This is a genomic window from Aeromonas sobria, assembly GCF_000820145.1.
Lineage (GTDB): Bacteria > Pseudomonadota > Gammaproteobacteria > Enterobacterales > Aeromonadaceae > Aeromonas > Aeromonas sobria.
Genome location: NZ_CDBW01000006.1, coordinates 224205 through 237931, shown reverse-complemented (window position 1 = coordinate 237931; position 13727 = coordinate 224205). Strand labels below are relative to the sequence as shown.

General features: G+C 57.7%; 13 protein-coding genes. 9 read left to right on the top strand and 4 right to left on the bottom strand.

Annotated features, from left to right (window positions below; genetic code table 11):
- Positions 1 to 229: 229 nt before the first annotated feature.
- Positions 230 to 988, bottom strand: coding sequence for a DeoR/GlpR family transcriptional regulator (locus BN1135_RS03565; RefSeq protein ID WP_042018915.1), 759 nt, complete (start codon positions 986 to 988; stop codon positions 230 to 232).
- Between the two features lie 102 nt (positions 989 to 1090).
- On the bottom strand, positions 1091 to 2449 hold the full coding sequence (glpT, locus tag BN1135_RS03560) for a glycerol-3-phosphate transporter (protein ID WP_042018914.1): 1359 nt from the start codon (positions 2447 to 2449) through the stop codon (positions 1091 to 1093).
- A gap of 498 nt (positions 2450 to 2947) precedes the next feature.
- Between glpT and BN1135_RS03555 the strand changes: the two genes are divergently transcribed.
- From BN1135_RS03555 to BN1135_RS03540, 4 genes are all read left to right on the top strand, one after another.
- Positions 2948 to 3799, top strand: a complete 852-nt coding sequence (locus BN1135_RS03555; protein ID WP_042018913.1) for an MIP/aquaporin family protein — start codon at positions 2948 to 2950, stop codon at positions 3797 to 3799.
- 53 nt (positions 3800 to 3852) lie between these two features.
- The gene (gene glpK, locus BN1135_RS03550; RefSeq protein ID WP_042018911.1) at positions 3853 to 5355 is read left to right on the top strand and encodes a glycerol kinase GlpK; all 1503 of its coding nucleotides are present in this window, start codon (positions 3853 to 3855) and stop codon (positions 5353 to 5355) included.
- Positions 5356 to 5584: 229 nt separating this feature from the next.
- On the top strand, positions 5585 to 7561 hold the full coding sequence (locus tag BN1135_RS03545; protein ID WP_042018910.1) for a methyl-accepting chemotaxis protein: 1977 nt from the start codon (positions 5585 to 5587) through the stop codon (positions 7559 to 7561).
- A 192-nt stretch (positions 7562 to 7753) separates the two neighbouring features.
- A complete protein-coding gene (locus tag BN1135_RS03540) occupies positions 7754 to 7987 on the top strand; it encodes a hypothetical protein (RefSeq protein ID WP_042018909.1) in 234 nt (77 codons plus the stop codon).
- A gap of 171 nt (positions 7988 to 8158) precedes the next feature.
- Here the strand turns inward: BN1135_RS03540 and BN1135_RS03535 are convergent, their stop codons facing one another.
- On the bottom strand, positions 8159 to 9061 hold the full coding sequence (locus tag BN1135_RS03535) for a LysR substrate-binding domain-containing protein (RefSeq protein ID WP_042018908.1): 903 nt from the start codon (positions 9059 to 9061) through the stop codon (positions 8159 to 8161).
- A gap of 194 nt (positions 9062 to 9255) precedes the next feature.
- Here BN1135_RS03535 and BN1135_RS03530 point away from each other — a divergent pair, with 194 nt between their 5' ends.
- The 4 genes from BN1135_RS03530 to BN1135_RS03515 all read left to right on the top strand — a co-directional run bounded on the left by BN1135_RS03530 (position 9256) and on the right by BN1135_RS03515 (position 11084).
- The gene (locus tag BN1135_RS03530) at positions 9256 to 9651 is read left to right on the top strand and encodes a DUF6404 family protein (RefSeq protein ID WP_042018907.1); all 396 of its coding nucleotides are present in this window, start codon (positions 9256 to 9258) and stop codon (positions 9649 to 9651) included.
- The gene (locus BN1135_RS03525) at positions 9638 to 9994 is read left to right on the top strand and encodes a VOC family protein (RefSeq protein WP_042018906.1); all 357 of its coding nucleotides are present in this window, start codon (positions 9638 to 9640) and stop codon (positions 9992 to 9994) included. Before BN1135_RS03530 ends, BN1135_RS03525 begins: the two co-directional genes overlap by 14 nt.
- A 44-nt stretch (positions 9995 to 10038) precedes the next feature.
- Entirely contained in the window at positions 10039 to 10677 is a 639-nt protein-coding gene (locus BN1135_RS03520; RefSeq protein ID WP_042018905.1) for a HEPN domain-containing protein, read from the top strand.
- A 110-nt stretch (positions 10678 to 10787) separates the two neighbouring features.
- A complete protein-coding gene (locus tag BN1135_RS03515) occupies positions 10788 to 11084 on the top strand; it encodes a putative quinol monooxygenase (protein WP_042018903.1) in 297 nt (98 codons plus the stop codon).
- 123 nt (positions 11085 to 11207) lie between these two features.
- On the opposite strand, the gene BN1135_RS03510 is transcribed toward BN1135_RS03515, so the two are convergent.
- Positions 11208 to 12218, bottom strand: a complete 1011-nt coding sequence (locus BN1135_RS03510) for an HAD family hydrolase (RefSeq protein ID WP_223290090.1) — start codon at positions 12216 to 12218, stop codon at positions 11208 to 11210.
- Positions 12219 to 12522: 304 nt separating this feature from the next.
- Here BN1135_RS03510 and BN1135_RS03505 point away from each other — a divergent pair, with 304 nt between their 5' ends.
- Positions 12523 to 13701, top strand: a complete 1179-nt coding sequence (locus BN1135_RS03505; protein WP_042018899.1) for an MFS transporter — start codon at positions 12523 to 12525, stop codon at positions 13699 to 13701.
- The last annotated feature ends 26 nt before the right edge of the window (positions 13702 to 13727 follow it).

Here is a 13727-nt window from a genome sequence, read left to right as displayed (position 1 = left end):
TTTTAACGAAAGTGTGATCGCCACAGCCCGCAGGAGGGAACAAGGAGGGAACAAGGAGGGCTCATCAGGTGAACAACAGGTGGCGGGCTGAAATCGGTGAGTTAATAGCCAAAAAAACCAGATTGAATACGGGTTTTAGCAATACCCAGAAAGGGATGTAATGAGATAAACAATAAAAAAAGGAGGCCGCCCGAACGGGCGACCGGCACAGCACTGGTTCACACCGCGCTCAGCAGATGTGACAGGCGATCTGGTGTTGCTCCATCAATCGCGTCAGGCTTTCCGGTGGCTCCTGATCGGTAAAGAGGGCGTGGATCTGGTTGAGATTACCCAGATTGACCATGGCGTTACGACCAAACTTGGTGTGGTCGGCAGCCAGAAACACCTGACGGGAGTGGGCAATGATGGCCTGGGCGATCTTCACCTCGTGGTAATCGAAATCGAGCAGGGAGCCGTCGTTGTCGATGCCCGAAATCCCGATGACGCCATAGTCCATGCGAAACTGACCGATAAAGTCACGGGTCGCCTCCCCCACGATGCCGCCATCGCGGTTGCGGATCTCGCCACCGGCGATGATCACGGTGAAGTCATCCTTGGCCGTCAGAATGCTGGCCACGTTGAGGTTGTTGGTCACCACCCGCAATTCCCGGTGATCGAGCAGAGCCCGGGCAATGGCTTCTGTGGTAGTGCCAATGTCGATAAAGAGCGATGAACCGTCGGGAATATTGGCCGCCACCTCACGGGCAATGCGCTCTTTCTCCTTGAGTTGCATCACTTTGCGGGCGCTGTAGGCGGTATTGACGGTACTCGAATGCAGGGAGGCACCGCCATGATGGCGCCGGATCTTGTTCTGTTCGGCGAGATCGTTCAGATCCCGGCGAATGGTCTGGGGGCTGACGTCAAAGTGGGTCACCAGATCGTCGGTCGAGACAAATCCCTGCCGCGTCAGGACGTCCAGGATCTCCAGATGTCGTTGGGTTTGCTTCACGCTTGCACTCCGATGATGAAACGAAAAAAGGCCCCGGCAGGTGCGGGGCCTTTTGGCAGTTTACCTGATCCCCTTTGGGATCAATAAGCTGAGGATCACGTTTTATGCCTTACCGGCAGCCGCTTTCTTGGCCGCAACGGCAATATTCTCGTGCTTGAGGGTCATCGCGAGCAGGATGATGGAAACCACGCAAGAGGCGGTCAATACCATGAAGCCACCGTCCCAGCCGAAATGGTCAACGGTATAGCCCAGCATGGCGTTGGCTGCCACAGCGCCCCCCAGATAACCGAACAGACCGGTGAAACCTGCCGCAGTACCGGCTGCTTTCTTCGGTGCCAGCTCAAGGGCATACAGACCAATCAGCATGACCGGGCCATAGATCAGGAAGCCGATGGCAACCAGCGCCAACATATCCACAGTGGGGTTGCCGGCCGGGTTGAGCCAGTAGACCAGCACGGCCACAGTCACCAGTACCATAAACAGGATACCGGCCGGGGCACGGCGGCCCTGGAACATCTTGTCAGAGATCCAGCCACACAGCAGGGTGCCCGGAATACCGGCCCACTCGTAGAGGAAGTAAGCCCAGGAGGAGTTATCAACAGTGAAGTGCTTGGCCTCTTTCAGGTAGGTCGGCGCCCAGTCCAGCACACCGTAACGAATGAGGTAAACGAAGGCGTTGGCAATGGCGATGTACCACAGCAGTTTGTTGTGCAGCACGTACTTGACGAAGATCTCCTTGGCGGAAAACTCCTGTTCGTGGCTCGCGTTGTAATCCTTCGGATAGTCGTCCTTGTACTCTTCAATAGGCGGCAGACCGACAGATTGCGGGGTATCACGCATCACGAAGAAGGCGATCACTGCGATGGCAGCCGCAGCAGCAGCCGGCACATAGAAGGCACTGCGCCAATCATTGAACCAGCCCATCCCGAGGATAAACAGCGGACCAATCATGCCGCCACCCACGTTGTGCGCCACGTTCCAGACCGCAACCACTTCGCCACGCTCTTTCTGTGACCACCAGTGCACCATGGTGCGACCGCAAGGCGGCCAGCCCATGCCCTGTGCCCAACCGTTGAGGAACAACAGCACAAACATGATGGCGATGCTGGAGGTTGCCCAGTGCATGGTACCCATCATGAACATGATACCGGCCGACAACAGCAGACCGGCAGAGAGGAAGTAACGGGCGTTGGAACGGTCAGAGACGTTCCCCATCAGAAACTTGGACAAGCCGTAAGCAATGGACACCCCGGAGAGGGCCAGGCCCAAATCACCGCGAGAGAATCCCTGCTCGATCAGGTAAGGCATCGCCAGACTGAAGTTTTTCCGTACCAGGTAGTAACCGGCATAACCGAAGAAGATCCCGAAAAACACCTGCCAACGCATGCGCTTGTAGAAGGGATCGACCTTGTCAGCCGGGAGCCTGTCGATGTGCGCCGCAGGCCTGAAGAGACTAAGCATGTTCTGCTTCCTTATTGTTGTTATGGGCGGTTGAGGATGCCCTGACCATTCCGACGAACCATGTGAGTCCACTGATTCGTAAGCGAGCCCATTGTGCTCATATGCGCTCATTTAATCTGTGATGCATGCTCAAATATTTCATTTTTATTACAAATAAAAGTTCCAAATGAGCAGTTACTCATCTGCCTCAAACCCTTGCTGGACAAGGGATAGAGAGCACCCCCTTAGTGGTACCTCGCCGCCATCAAGTTGCTACACGTCACATTTTCTTAGCAATGAGTGGGATCTTGTCCACATTTCCCATGGCAGGGGGATGGTGAATTTCGCGGGAAGGTTTATTTTCTCTCTCGTCCGATAACGAGCGCAAACGAGCATAACGTTTGCGCAAGACGCAAAAACAACAAGGAAACGTTTTCGGCCGCAACGGATAGACACAAAAATGAAAAACGGAACATTAAACCTCTATGGCCTCTACGGGTGGATATAAGGAATAAAGATATGAGCATACAAAGACCCAATACCCTGCTTGGCGAATGCATCGCCGAGTTTATCGGAACCGGCCTGCTGATATTCTTCGGCGTCGGGTGTGTGGCCGCACTGGTGCTGGCAGGCGCCAACTTCGGGCAGTGGGAAATCTCCATTACCTGGGGTCTGGGTGTCGCCATCGCCATCTATGTGACCGGCGGTATTTCAGGTGCCCACCTGAACCCGGCCGTGACCCTGGCGCTGATGACCTTCGCCGGCTTTGACAAGCGCAAGGTAGTGCCCTACATCATCGCCCAGATTGCCGGTGCCTTCTGCTTCGCGGCCCTTGTCTACTTCTTGTATGGTAACCTTTTCACCCAGTGGGAAGTGACCCACAACGTGGTGCGCGGCAGCGTCGAGAGCCTTGGCACCGCCGGGATCTTCTCCACCTACCCCAATCCTCTACTGAACAACATGCAAGCCTTCGCGGTTGAGCTGGTGATCACTGCCGTCCTGATGCTGGGCATCATGGCGCTGGGTGACAACAACAACGGCGCACCCAAAGGTTTCGCTGCCGCCCTGCTGATCGGGATCCTGATCGCGGTGATCGGTGCCTCCCTCGGCCCGTTAACCGGTTTCGCCATGAACCCGGCCCGTGACTTTGGTCCGAAACTGTTCGCGTTCTTTGCTGGCTGGGGTGATGTTGCCCTGACCGGTGGCCGTGACAACCCCTACTTCTGGGTTCCGATCCTTGGCCCCATTGTTGGCGCCCAGCTTGGTACCGCTCTGTATGTCAAAGTGCTGGCTCCCTGCGTGCCGGGCAACCGTGTTGCCGCCGCCGAGCAAGCTGCTACCCAAACCGCCAAAGAAGAGGCTGCCGCATAAGAGCGGCCCCTCCAACGTGTAACAACGTGGAAAATAGAAACGTGGAGAACATCATGTCTGCTGAAAAAAAATATATCGTCGCTCTGGACCAGGGAACCACCTCTTCCCGCGCCATCGTGTTTGATCAGGATGCCAACATAGTCGGCACCTCCCAGCGCGAATTCACCCAGCACTACCCGAAAGCGGGCTGGGTAGAGCACGACCCGATGGAGATCTGGGCGACCCAATCTTCCGTCTTTACCGAAGTGCTGGCCAAGACCGGCCTGCGCAGCGAAGAGATCGCCGCCATCGGTATCACCAACCAGCGTGAAACCACAGTGGTATGGGAAAAAGCCACCGGCAAGCCCATCTACAATGCCATCGTCTGGCAGTGCCGCCGCACCGCGGCCATCTGCGAAGAGCTCAAGGCCCGCGGTCTGGAAGAGTACGTGCGCGACAATACCGGTCTGGTGCTGGACGCCTACTTCTCCGGTACCAAGGTGAAGTGGATCCTCGACAACGTCGAAGGTGCCCGCGAGAAGGCGATGAACGGCGAGCTGCTGTTCGGCACCATAGACACCTGGCTGGTGTGGAAGATGACCAACGGCGAGGTGCACGTCACCGATCCGACCAACGCCTCCCGTACCATGCTCTACAACATCCGCGACCTGAAGTGGGACGAGAAGATGCTGGACGAGCTGGGCATCCCCATGTCCATGCTGCCAGAGGTCAAACCTTCTTCCGAAGTGTACGGCTACACCACCCGTGGCGGCGGCTCCCGCATCCCCATCGCCGGTATTGCCGGTGACCAGCAGTCTGCCCTGTTCGGCCAGCTCTGCTTCGAAAAAGGGATGGCCAAGAATACCTACGGCACCGGCTGCTTCCTGTTGATGAACACCGGCACAGCCCCGGTTCGCTCCAACCACGGTCTGCTCACCACAGTCGCCATCGGCCCGAAAGGGGAAGTGAACTACGCGCTGGAAGGTGCCGTGTTTATGGGCGGCGCCACCATCCAGTGGCTGCGTGACGAGCTGAAGATCATTCACGATGCTCGCGATACCGACTACTTCGCCTCCAAGGTGGGTGACACCAACGGCGTCTATCTGGTACCGGCCTTCGTCGGTCTGGGTGCCCCCTACTGGGATCCGTACGCTCGCGGCACCATGGTCGGTCTGACCCGTGGCGCCAACCGCAACCACATCATCCGTGCCGCGCTGGAATCCATCGCCTATCAGAGCCGCGATGTGCTGGATGCGATGCAGCAGGACTCCGGCATCAAGCTGGCAGCATTGAAGGTAGACGGCGGCGCCGTGGCCAACGACTTCCTGATGCAGTTCCAGGCTGACATGATGCACACCCCAGTGGTACGTCCGACCCGCATCGAGACCACTGCCATGGGCGCCGCCTTCCTGGCGGGTCTGGCTGTCGGCTTCTGGAAGAGCTCCGACGAGCTGGAAGACAAGTTCAGCGTGGATCGCGAGTTCATCCCGCAGATGGACAAAGAAGATCGCGCCAAGCGCTACCGTGGCTGGCAAAAAGCGGTTGAGCGTTCACGCCGCTGGGCTGAAGAGGATTAATCGGGCAACCGACTCCCCTTTGACATACATAACTAATGAGGCCGACCGCAATGTCGGCCTCTCTTTTTGCCTGCGCCCTGGATGTTGTCACTCCCCTTCCCTCGTGTTGATACCGCCACATGTTGCGGCTGCGACCAGTTACCAACCCCCAGCGCAACACAATTGACTTATCTATCTATAATCATCTTCTGGGTCGCATATGCGACCTAATTTATGACAGGAGAGGGATATGGAGAGGGCGATACACCGTTTTACACTGCACTCACTCTGGTCGGGGCTCGGGATCCGCACACGGATCCTCTCCGGCGTAGCCATTCTGATGGTCATCGCCATCAGCTGCATCACCTTGATCCTCGAGCAGATCTCCCACACGCAAGCCCAGCAGCGGGTGGAGCGTTATGAGCTGCCAAGCAGTGTGGATCGGATTGCCAACCAGCTGACCGCCCAGCTGATCCAGCACCTGACCGAGGCGCAGGCGCTGGCCAGCAACAGCTTCGTCATCGACTGGCTGGCCCAAGGGATGCCCGAAGCGCAGTGGCCCGAGATGGAGCGCTACTTTCAGGATCTGCAGCGGCGGATCGGCGGCAACGTCTTTATCGCTCCTCGCCAGACCAATACCCTGCTCAACTTCAGCGGCGGCCCCACCGCCCAGAAAGCGCTGAACGGATCAGACCCGAAAGATGAGTGGTTTTACGGCTTTCTCAAACGCAGCAAACCCTATGAGCTGAACCTCGACATCTCCGATTTTGACAAGCGTGCCTCCCTCTATATCAACACCGCCGTCACCCACGAGGGCAAGACCCTGGCGGTGGCGGGCACCTCCATCGACATGAGCGCCCTGAGCAAGCTCATCAGCAGCTACCGGATTGGCAAGAGCGGGCAAGTCTATCTGGCGGATATGGACGGCAAGATCGAAATCCACCCCGAGCAAGAGCAGGAAGGGGCCGCCCACCACCAGCAATCCTTCCTCGATACCGTCAAACGGCTCACCCCCAACGCCCGGGATCAAGTGGCCGTGCAAGCACTGACGCTGGAGGGGCAAACCTACCTCATCGCGGTGCGTTACATCCCCACCCTCAACCGGCTGCTGATCGGCGAGATAAATGGCGCCGAGCTGGAAGAGGGGCTGCTCGCCTCCCGCAAGCTCATTATCATGGTATCGCTGGCTATTGGTGGACTGGCGATGCTGGCGTCTGCCTGGCTGGCCCACTCCATCAGTCGCCCCATCCGGCAAGCCGCGGATGGCATGCACCACATCACCGCCGATCGGGATCTGGCGACCCGCCTCGACTTCTCCGACGAGTCGGAACTGGGGCTGATGGCCCAGAGCTTCAACCGGCTGATCCAGAGCCTGAACCAGAGCTTCTCCCGCTTTCAGCAGTCGGGTAGCGCCCTCTCGGCCCAATCCTCGCAATCCCTCCATCAGGCGCAGGCACTGGCGGGGGAAGCGTGCCAGCAGGCCCAGAGCATTCAGGAGCTGACCAATGTGGTCACCACCATCGGCAGCAATGCAGAGCAGATCGCCAGCCGTTCTGAAGGGGTCAACGAGGTGACCCGGCGCATCGCCGACCATATGCTCAGCATCGAACAGGATGTGACCCAGAGTGCCGTTCAGCTCGACTCCTTGCGCAGCAGCATCGGCAGCTCCTCTACTCTGCTCGAAGAGGTGGTCAAGGACAGCAACAACATCACCCAGATCATGAATCTCATCCGCGATGTCTCGAACCAGACCAACCTGCTGGCCCTCAATGCGGCCATAGAGGCGGCCCGGGCGGGGGAGATGGGACGCGGCTTTGCGGTCGTCGCCGACGAGGTGCGTCAGCTGGCGGTACGCACCCAGACCGCCACCAAGGATGTGCAGGATCTTATCTTGCGGCTGCAGGAGGGAACCCGGCAGGCCAGCAGCTCGATGGCAGATTCACGCACCCTGAGCGAAGAGGGATACAACCGGATGAATCAGGCCAGAGAGGTGCTGGTTGATGCCACCAGCCAGATCAATCAGACCGCCTTAGAGATCAACGGGATCAGCGCGCTGGCGCAATCTCAGAATCAGCAGATGGGGCAAGCCAGAACGGCGCTGGATGAGCTGGCCATGGTGGCCGAACACCAGCGGGAACACGCCGAGGAGAGCAATGTCGCCAGTCGCGAACTGTTCGAACTGGCCAAGGCCATCGACGAGCAGATCCGCCAATACCGGATTGGCTAGGCCCGACTCTTCCCCTCTCCCTCTCAATAACCAACACGCCACCTTCCGGTGGCGTTTTCATTTTGCAAATCATTTTGCCTGCGCTCTCAAAACGGGAATGACGAAAAAGAGAGCAAGCCCTTGATAATTAACGTGAAAAAATGTGGAACAGCCATTGCTTAGTGATATCAGACTCAACAGAGGGATATCGCCATGAAACCGACCACCACTCAAGCGCCCGTAGCCCACATCGCAACTCAAAAAGAGACACTGACCCCCCGCGAAGGCACCTTCCTGATGATGGTGGCCCAACTGGTGGTCCTCATCAGCATCGTACTGGCGGCCACAGTAGGCGGCCTCTCCTGGCAGTGGACCCTGCTGCTGGCCATTCCGCCGGTGATCGGCGGCGCCCTGCTCAGCCGGGTCTGGGGCAAACTGCCACGCTAAATCCGCCTAATCTTGCATACCTTCCCGAACCGGCGGCCGACCCTCAAGTCGGCCGTCTGTTTATCCGCCGCTTGGCTGATGCTGATTGGCTACGGCGAATGAGCGACTTGTTCTTCAATTAGCAAACCGCAGCGACGAACCGCTCAAACAAACCGCACAAACCAACCTGCGCTACAGGGTATGGCTGCCCAGCTGCTCTTTGAGAAAATCGAGCCAGACCCGCAGCCGGATATCCCGCTGGGCATCGGAGTAGAAGACCGCATTGATGGGCCGTGAGGCGCCGCTGTTGCTGCGGGCCAGCACCTCCACCAGCGCCCCGCTCGCCCGATCCGGCCCGGTCATAAAGTCCGACAGACAGACGATCCCCTGCCCCGCCAGCGCCAGCTGGCGCAAGGTTTCGCCGCTGCTGGCGCGCAGGCTGGGGGTGATGGCAAAGCGATCCCCCTGCTCGGCACTGAGCAGCGGCCAGTGGTTGAGGTGATCGGGATGCAAAAAGCCGAGCAGCTCGTGGCCACTCAGCAGATCCGCCGGTTGGCGCGGGGTGCCGCGCTCGCTCAAATAAGCGGGAGAAGCCAGCAGCCGCAACCGCGAACGGCCCAACGGCAGCGCGCGCAGGGAGGAGTCGGTCAGCTCGCCAATGCGGATGGCCATGTCCACCCGCCGCTCCATCAGATTGATAAAACCCTCCGAGCTGTGCAGTTGCAGCTCGATGGCGGGGTAGCGGCGGCGAAACTCGCCAATGATCGGCACCAGCCGGTGCAGGATAAAGGGGGTGGCCGCATCGACCCGCAAGATCCCCTCTGGCTGCTCCCGGCGCATCAGCAGATGCCCCTCCGCCTCGCTCATCTCGGTCAGGATCTTTACCGCCCGCTGATAGAACCAGCTCCCCTCCTCGGTCAAGCTGACCCGGCGGGTAGTGCGATTGAGCAGCATGGTGGAGAGCTTCTCCTCCAGCCGCTTGATGCCACGGCTCACCACCGAGTTATCCATGCCGAGGTTCTCCGCCGCTTGGCGAAAACTGCCCGCCTCCACCACCGCCACAAACAGGGTCAGTTCATCAGAATGGGTCTTCATTGCTGTTATCCGGACAAGAGTAATGGGCCTTTATAGGCGCAGCTGCTGTGGATTGGCAAGTGCGCTATGGCGCCACCTTTTATTTTCCACAGAAACATAACGTGACCGCGAGCCCACACCGCACTCACGGTTTGCCAGTACAATGCTGCCAAAACGGCATCGTATGGCACTAGGGAATCACAAGGACGAACACCATGACATTTGAAGAGCGGCTGGCCGCAGCCCATCAGGAGCTGGCGAGCAAAGGGGTATGGCATGCCAACTACAATCCACCGCTGTGCAGGCTGGTATGCAGGTTCGGTTATCCCGTCAAACCGCCTCACTATGAGGGCTGGCTAACCAACGTTCTGATATTCGGCGTCGGTATTGGTCTTGTCTGGGGCATGGTGATGTGGTTTTTTAGTTGGCAACCCATGGGGATAGATCCGCTATTTGCCCTGCGCCAAACAGCCCTGTTTGCGGGATTATTCGGCCTGTCCATGGCATCTTGGCTCTGGCTGCGGCGCAAGCAGCTTAAACTGACCCCGTGGGAACAACTTGCTGAGCCCACCGATGCTGATGAGGGAGAAGAACGGTATGAACGCCCATGAAAAACTGAACTATGTGGAGTTTGCAGCGCGGGATCTTACCGCGACTAAAGCCTTCTTTCAGGCCGTATTTGGCTGGCAATTTGTCGATTACGGCCCCGACTACTGCGCCTTTGCCGATGAGGGGCTGGATGGCGGATTCTATCGTGCGGATCAGTGCAACCTGACAGCTCAGGGCGGTGCCCTGCTGGTGTTCTACAGCGCGGATATTGAAGCGACTCAAGCCAAGGTGAGCCAACACGGTGGCACCATCAACCGCCCTCTTTTCGATTTTCCCGGTGGCCGCCGTTTCCACTTTATCGAGCCCAGTGGCAATGAATTTGCAGTTTGGTCTGACAAAAACTGATGGCATATATTTTCATTTATTTAAATAACTAAAGGGATTTAATTATGTTTGGATTAGAAGCAGACAGAGATAAGTTCAACAGAGACCCATTAAGCTATAGCGCTCAGGGATTTCTTCAATGGCGTATGATTGAGTCAATAGTCACTAATTCAGACTTTGACCCATACACTCCCCCCACATACGAAATATTGAAAAATCCAATTTTATGGATATCACAAGCAGAAGCATTGACTCAAGCTGCAGTTACCATAATCAAGTCGGAGCCTAAGTTTGAAAACATGCCTATTCATTTTAGGGGTATATGTGATAGCCAATTTTGTGCCATAGGTCTGATGCTAGTCGGTTATAGTCTGGAAGTAGCTCTTAAAGCCATGATGGTTATCAAACATGGGACTGATGGTTATAAAGAAATTGAAAAGAAAAACAGACATCATCGCTTGCATGTCTTAGCCGAGCTTGTACCTGACTTAACAAATAAAGATAAGGCTATCTTACGAGGGATAACACATTTTGTATATTGGGCTGGCCGCTATCCTGATCCAGGCTCAGGACGAGAAGATGATGCTTCTGAAATATTTTTGATTGCGGAGGAAAATGAAATCACAGCTAAAGATATTTTTGATGTGGCATCAAAAATAATGTCTTACACAGTCAATGTCGTTGACGAAAAACACGGCTTTTAAAAATAACTCTCATTGTTGCATCCCTATCAATTCACTGTTGCACCAATCGCCCTATTTCCAGCAAGTCACGGCAGGCATACTGACCCTTCGTTTTTGCCAAGGAGGTTCAGATGTCACCACCCGTGATTGTGATTGCCCAGCTTGAAGCCAAACCCGAATTCGCCACCCAGTTTCGCGCCGCCCTTGAGCCGCTGATCGCGGCCACCCTGCAAGAAGCGGGCTGCCAGCGCTATCAGCTGCATCAGGACTTGGACAATCCTCACAGCTGGATGCTCTACGAGGTATGGGAGAGTGAAGCGGCCCTCACCGCCCATCAGGGCCAGCCTCACTTTACCGAATTTGTCGCCAAGGCCGAGCCCTGGTTTGCCAACAGCACCATTCGCCGCTATCAGCCGTTGGCGCTCTAGATAACCCTGCCTCACATAAAACAGGGAGAGCATCATGCTCTCCCTGTCTCTTTTCTTGCCTCACACTCTTCTTGCCCTACTTCACGTTTATCCGGCCGGTTAAGGCCAAACGTAGCCCCGCAATCAGAGCGCGTTCTGGCAGAGGGCGGGATCGAACACCTGATTCCAGTCTGATTTCATATCGACCACCACCCAGCCCCGCGCTTTTGCCTGCGCCAGCCCGTCGATCAGCTTGCCGCTGGCTGGCGGATGGTTGTCGTAGGCATATTCGCGCTTGGCATCGGTGTGGTGCACCAGCAGGCCAAAGGTGTGGTAATCCGGGTTGGTTGAGGTGTATTGCAGCATGGGCACGTCGCCATCGCTGTTGCCAAAAGCGCCGACCGGGCGCTGTCCCATAAAGAGGTGGATGGCCGCCGGTTTCGCCTTGCCGTCATCAAAAAAGGCGCCGTTCATGGTCTTGCGGATCTCGCTGCCCTGCCCAGTCAAGGCAAATTCGCCGAGGGTGAAGGAGCCAATCACCTGCTGGGGCGGGATGCCATACATCTGCTCGGACATCACCCGCATAAAGTCGACGCCGCCGCCGGAGACAATCCAGGTCTGGAAGCCATTGTCCCGCAAGTAGTTCAGCAGCTGCTTCATCGGCAGATAACCGAGCTGATCGTAATGGCAGCCAAAGCGGGGATCCTTGCTGCTGTTGATCCAGCGGCTGACTCGCTCGGCAAACTCGGTGGTGGTCATGCCGCTGTGAGTCAGGGCGACCAGCTTGGCGAGCCCCTTCTCTCCCGATTTGGCCACGGCCTTGAGGTCGTTGTTCAGCACTGCCGCGACGATGGGATCGGCCTTCCACTCCGGATGTTCCGGCGCCAGGCGCTTGATCTCGTCCATCGCAAACTGCAGCTGATAGGTCATGGGCGCTTCCGGCCAGAGGGTGCCGTCATTGTCAAACACCACATGGCGCTTCTCTTGGGGAATAAACGTGGCCTGCTGCTGATCGGTGGCATTGGTCACCCAGCGGGTGATCGCCTGTTTGGCCGCCGTGTCATTCCAGGCAGACAGGGGATCGCTCTGACCAGCCTGTACCGCAAAGGCACCGCACAACAGTAAAAGAGAGGAGAGTCGGTTTAATTTCATCATGTTACCTGTCAAACAAGAGACGGCCGTGACACGACCGGTACAAGAGGGGTCATCAAAGGTAATCCTATGCGGGCCATCTTGTACTGGAGCTTAAGCGAGTTCCAAAAGGGTTCACTGCTACTCCACTCTGGGATGGCGATCACTGACTAGCGGTCGCACAGAGGGTAACGAAAACCCCTGCAGCGCACCGCCATTGATGCTTATTTATCAAAAGTCATTTGCTGTTACCGTCATTTTTGCCAACAAACTGCCCCCGCATACTGGCGCCATTCTCCCGTCGGGAGTCCCTATCCAAGGAGTTGTTATGCCACTGGCGTTATTTGCCCTCACCTTAAGTGCCTTTGCGATCGGCACCACCGAATTTGTGATTGTGGGGCTCATCCCCACCATAGCCCAGCAGCTCAATGTCTCGCTTCCCTCGGCAGGCCTGTTGGTCAGCCTCTATGCCCTTGGCGTAGCCATCGGCGCCCCCGTGCTCACGGCGCTCACCGGCAAGGTGCCGCGCAAGTGGCTGCTGGTAGGGCTGATGGCGCTCTTTACCGCCGGTAACCTGCTGGCCTGGCAGGCCCCTGGCTATGAGAGCCTGATCGTTGCTCGGGTGCTGACCGGTCTGGCCCACGGGGTCTTCTTCTCGGTGGGCAGCACCATCGCCACTGGCTTGGTGGCCAAAGAGAAGGCGGCCAGCGCCATCGCCATCATGTTCAGCGGCCTCACAGTGGCGCTGGTAACCGGCGTGCCACTCGGCACCTGGATTGGTCAGGTGTTTGGCTGGCGTGAAACCTTTCTGGTAGTGAGCCTGCTCGGCCTGGTCGCCATGGTGGGTAGCCTGCTGCTGATCCCAAGCAACCTGCCCAAGGGGGCGGCCTCGACCATCCGCGAGCAACTCTCGGTGCTGACCAACAAGCCGCTGCTGCTGGTCTACGCCAAGACGGCGCTGGGTTACGGCGGCGCCTTCACGGCGTTCACCTTCCTCGCCCCCATCCTGCAGCAGGTGAGCGGCTTTAGTGCCGGGGCGGTGAGCCTCATTCTGCTGGTGTACGGGGTATCGGTCGCCATCGGCAATATCTGGGGTGGCAAGCTGGCCGACCGTCTGGGCCCCCTGCCCGCCCTCAAGCTGCTGTTTGGCGGTCTGGCGCTGGTGCTGCTGGCCCTCACCTTCACCGCCCCCCATCCGGTGCTGGCCGTGCTCACCGTGCTGGTATGGGGCGCCTTTGCCTTCGGCAACGTGCCGGGCCTGCAAGTGCTGGTGGTGCAACAGGCCGAACTGCACACCCCCAAGGCGGTGGATGTGGCATCGGGCCTCAATATCGCCGCCTTCAACGTCGGCATTGCGTTGGGGTCGATCGTCGGTGGTCTGGTGGTGGAACACCTTGGCCTGATGCACACTCCCTGGATCGGCGCCCTTATCGTGCTGCTGGCCTACGGGCTGACCCATGTCAGCGAGCGCCGCGAAGCCGTCCGGCTCGCCGCCTGTCAGGCATAAGCTGCGCTAGCAGGCAGCTTTGCCCT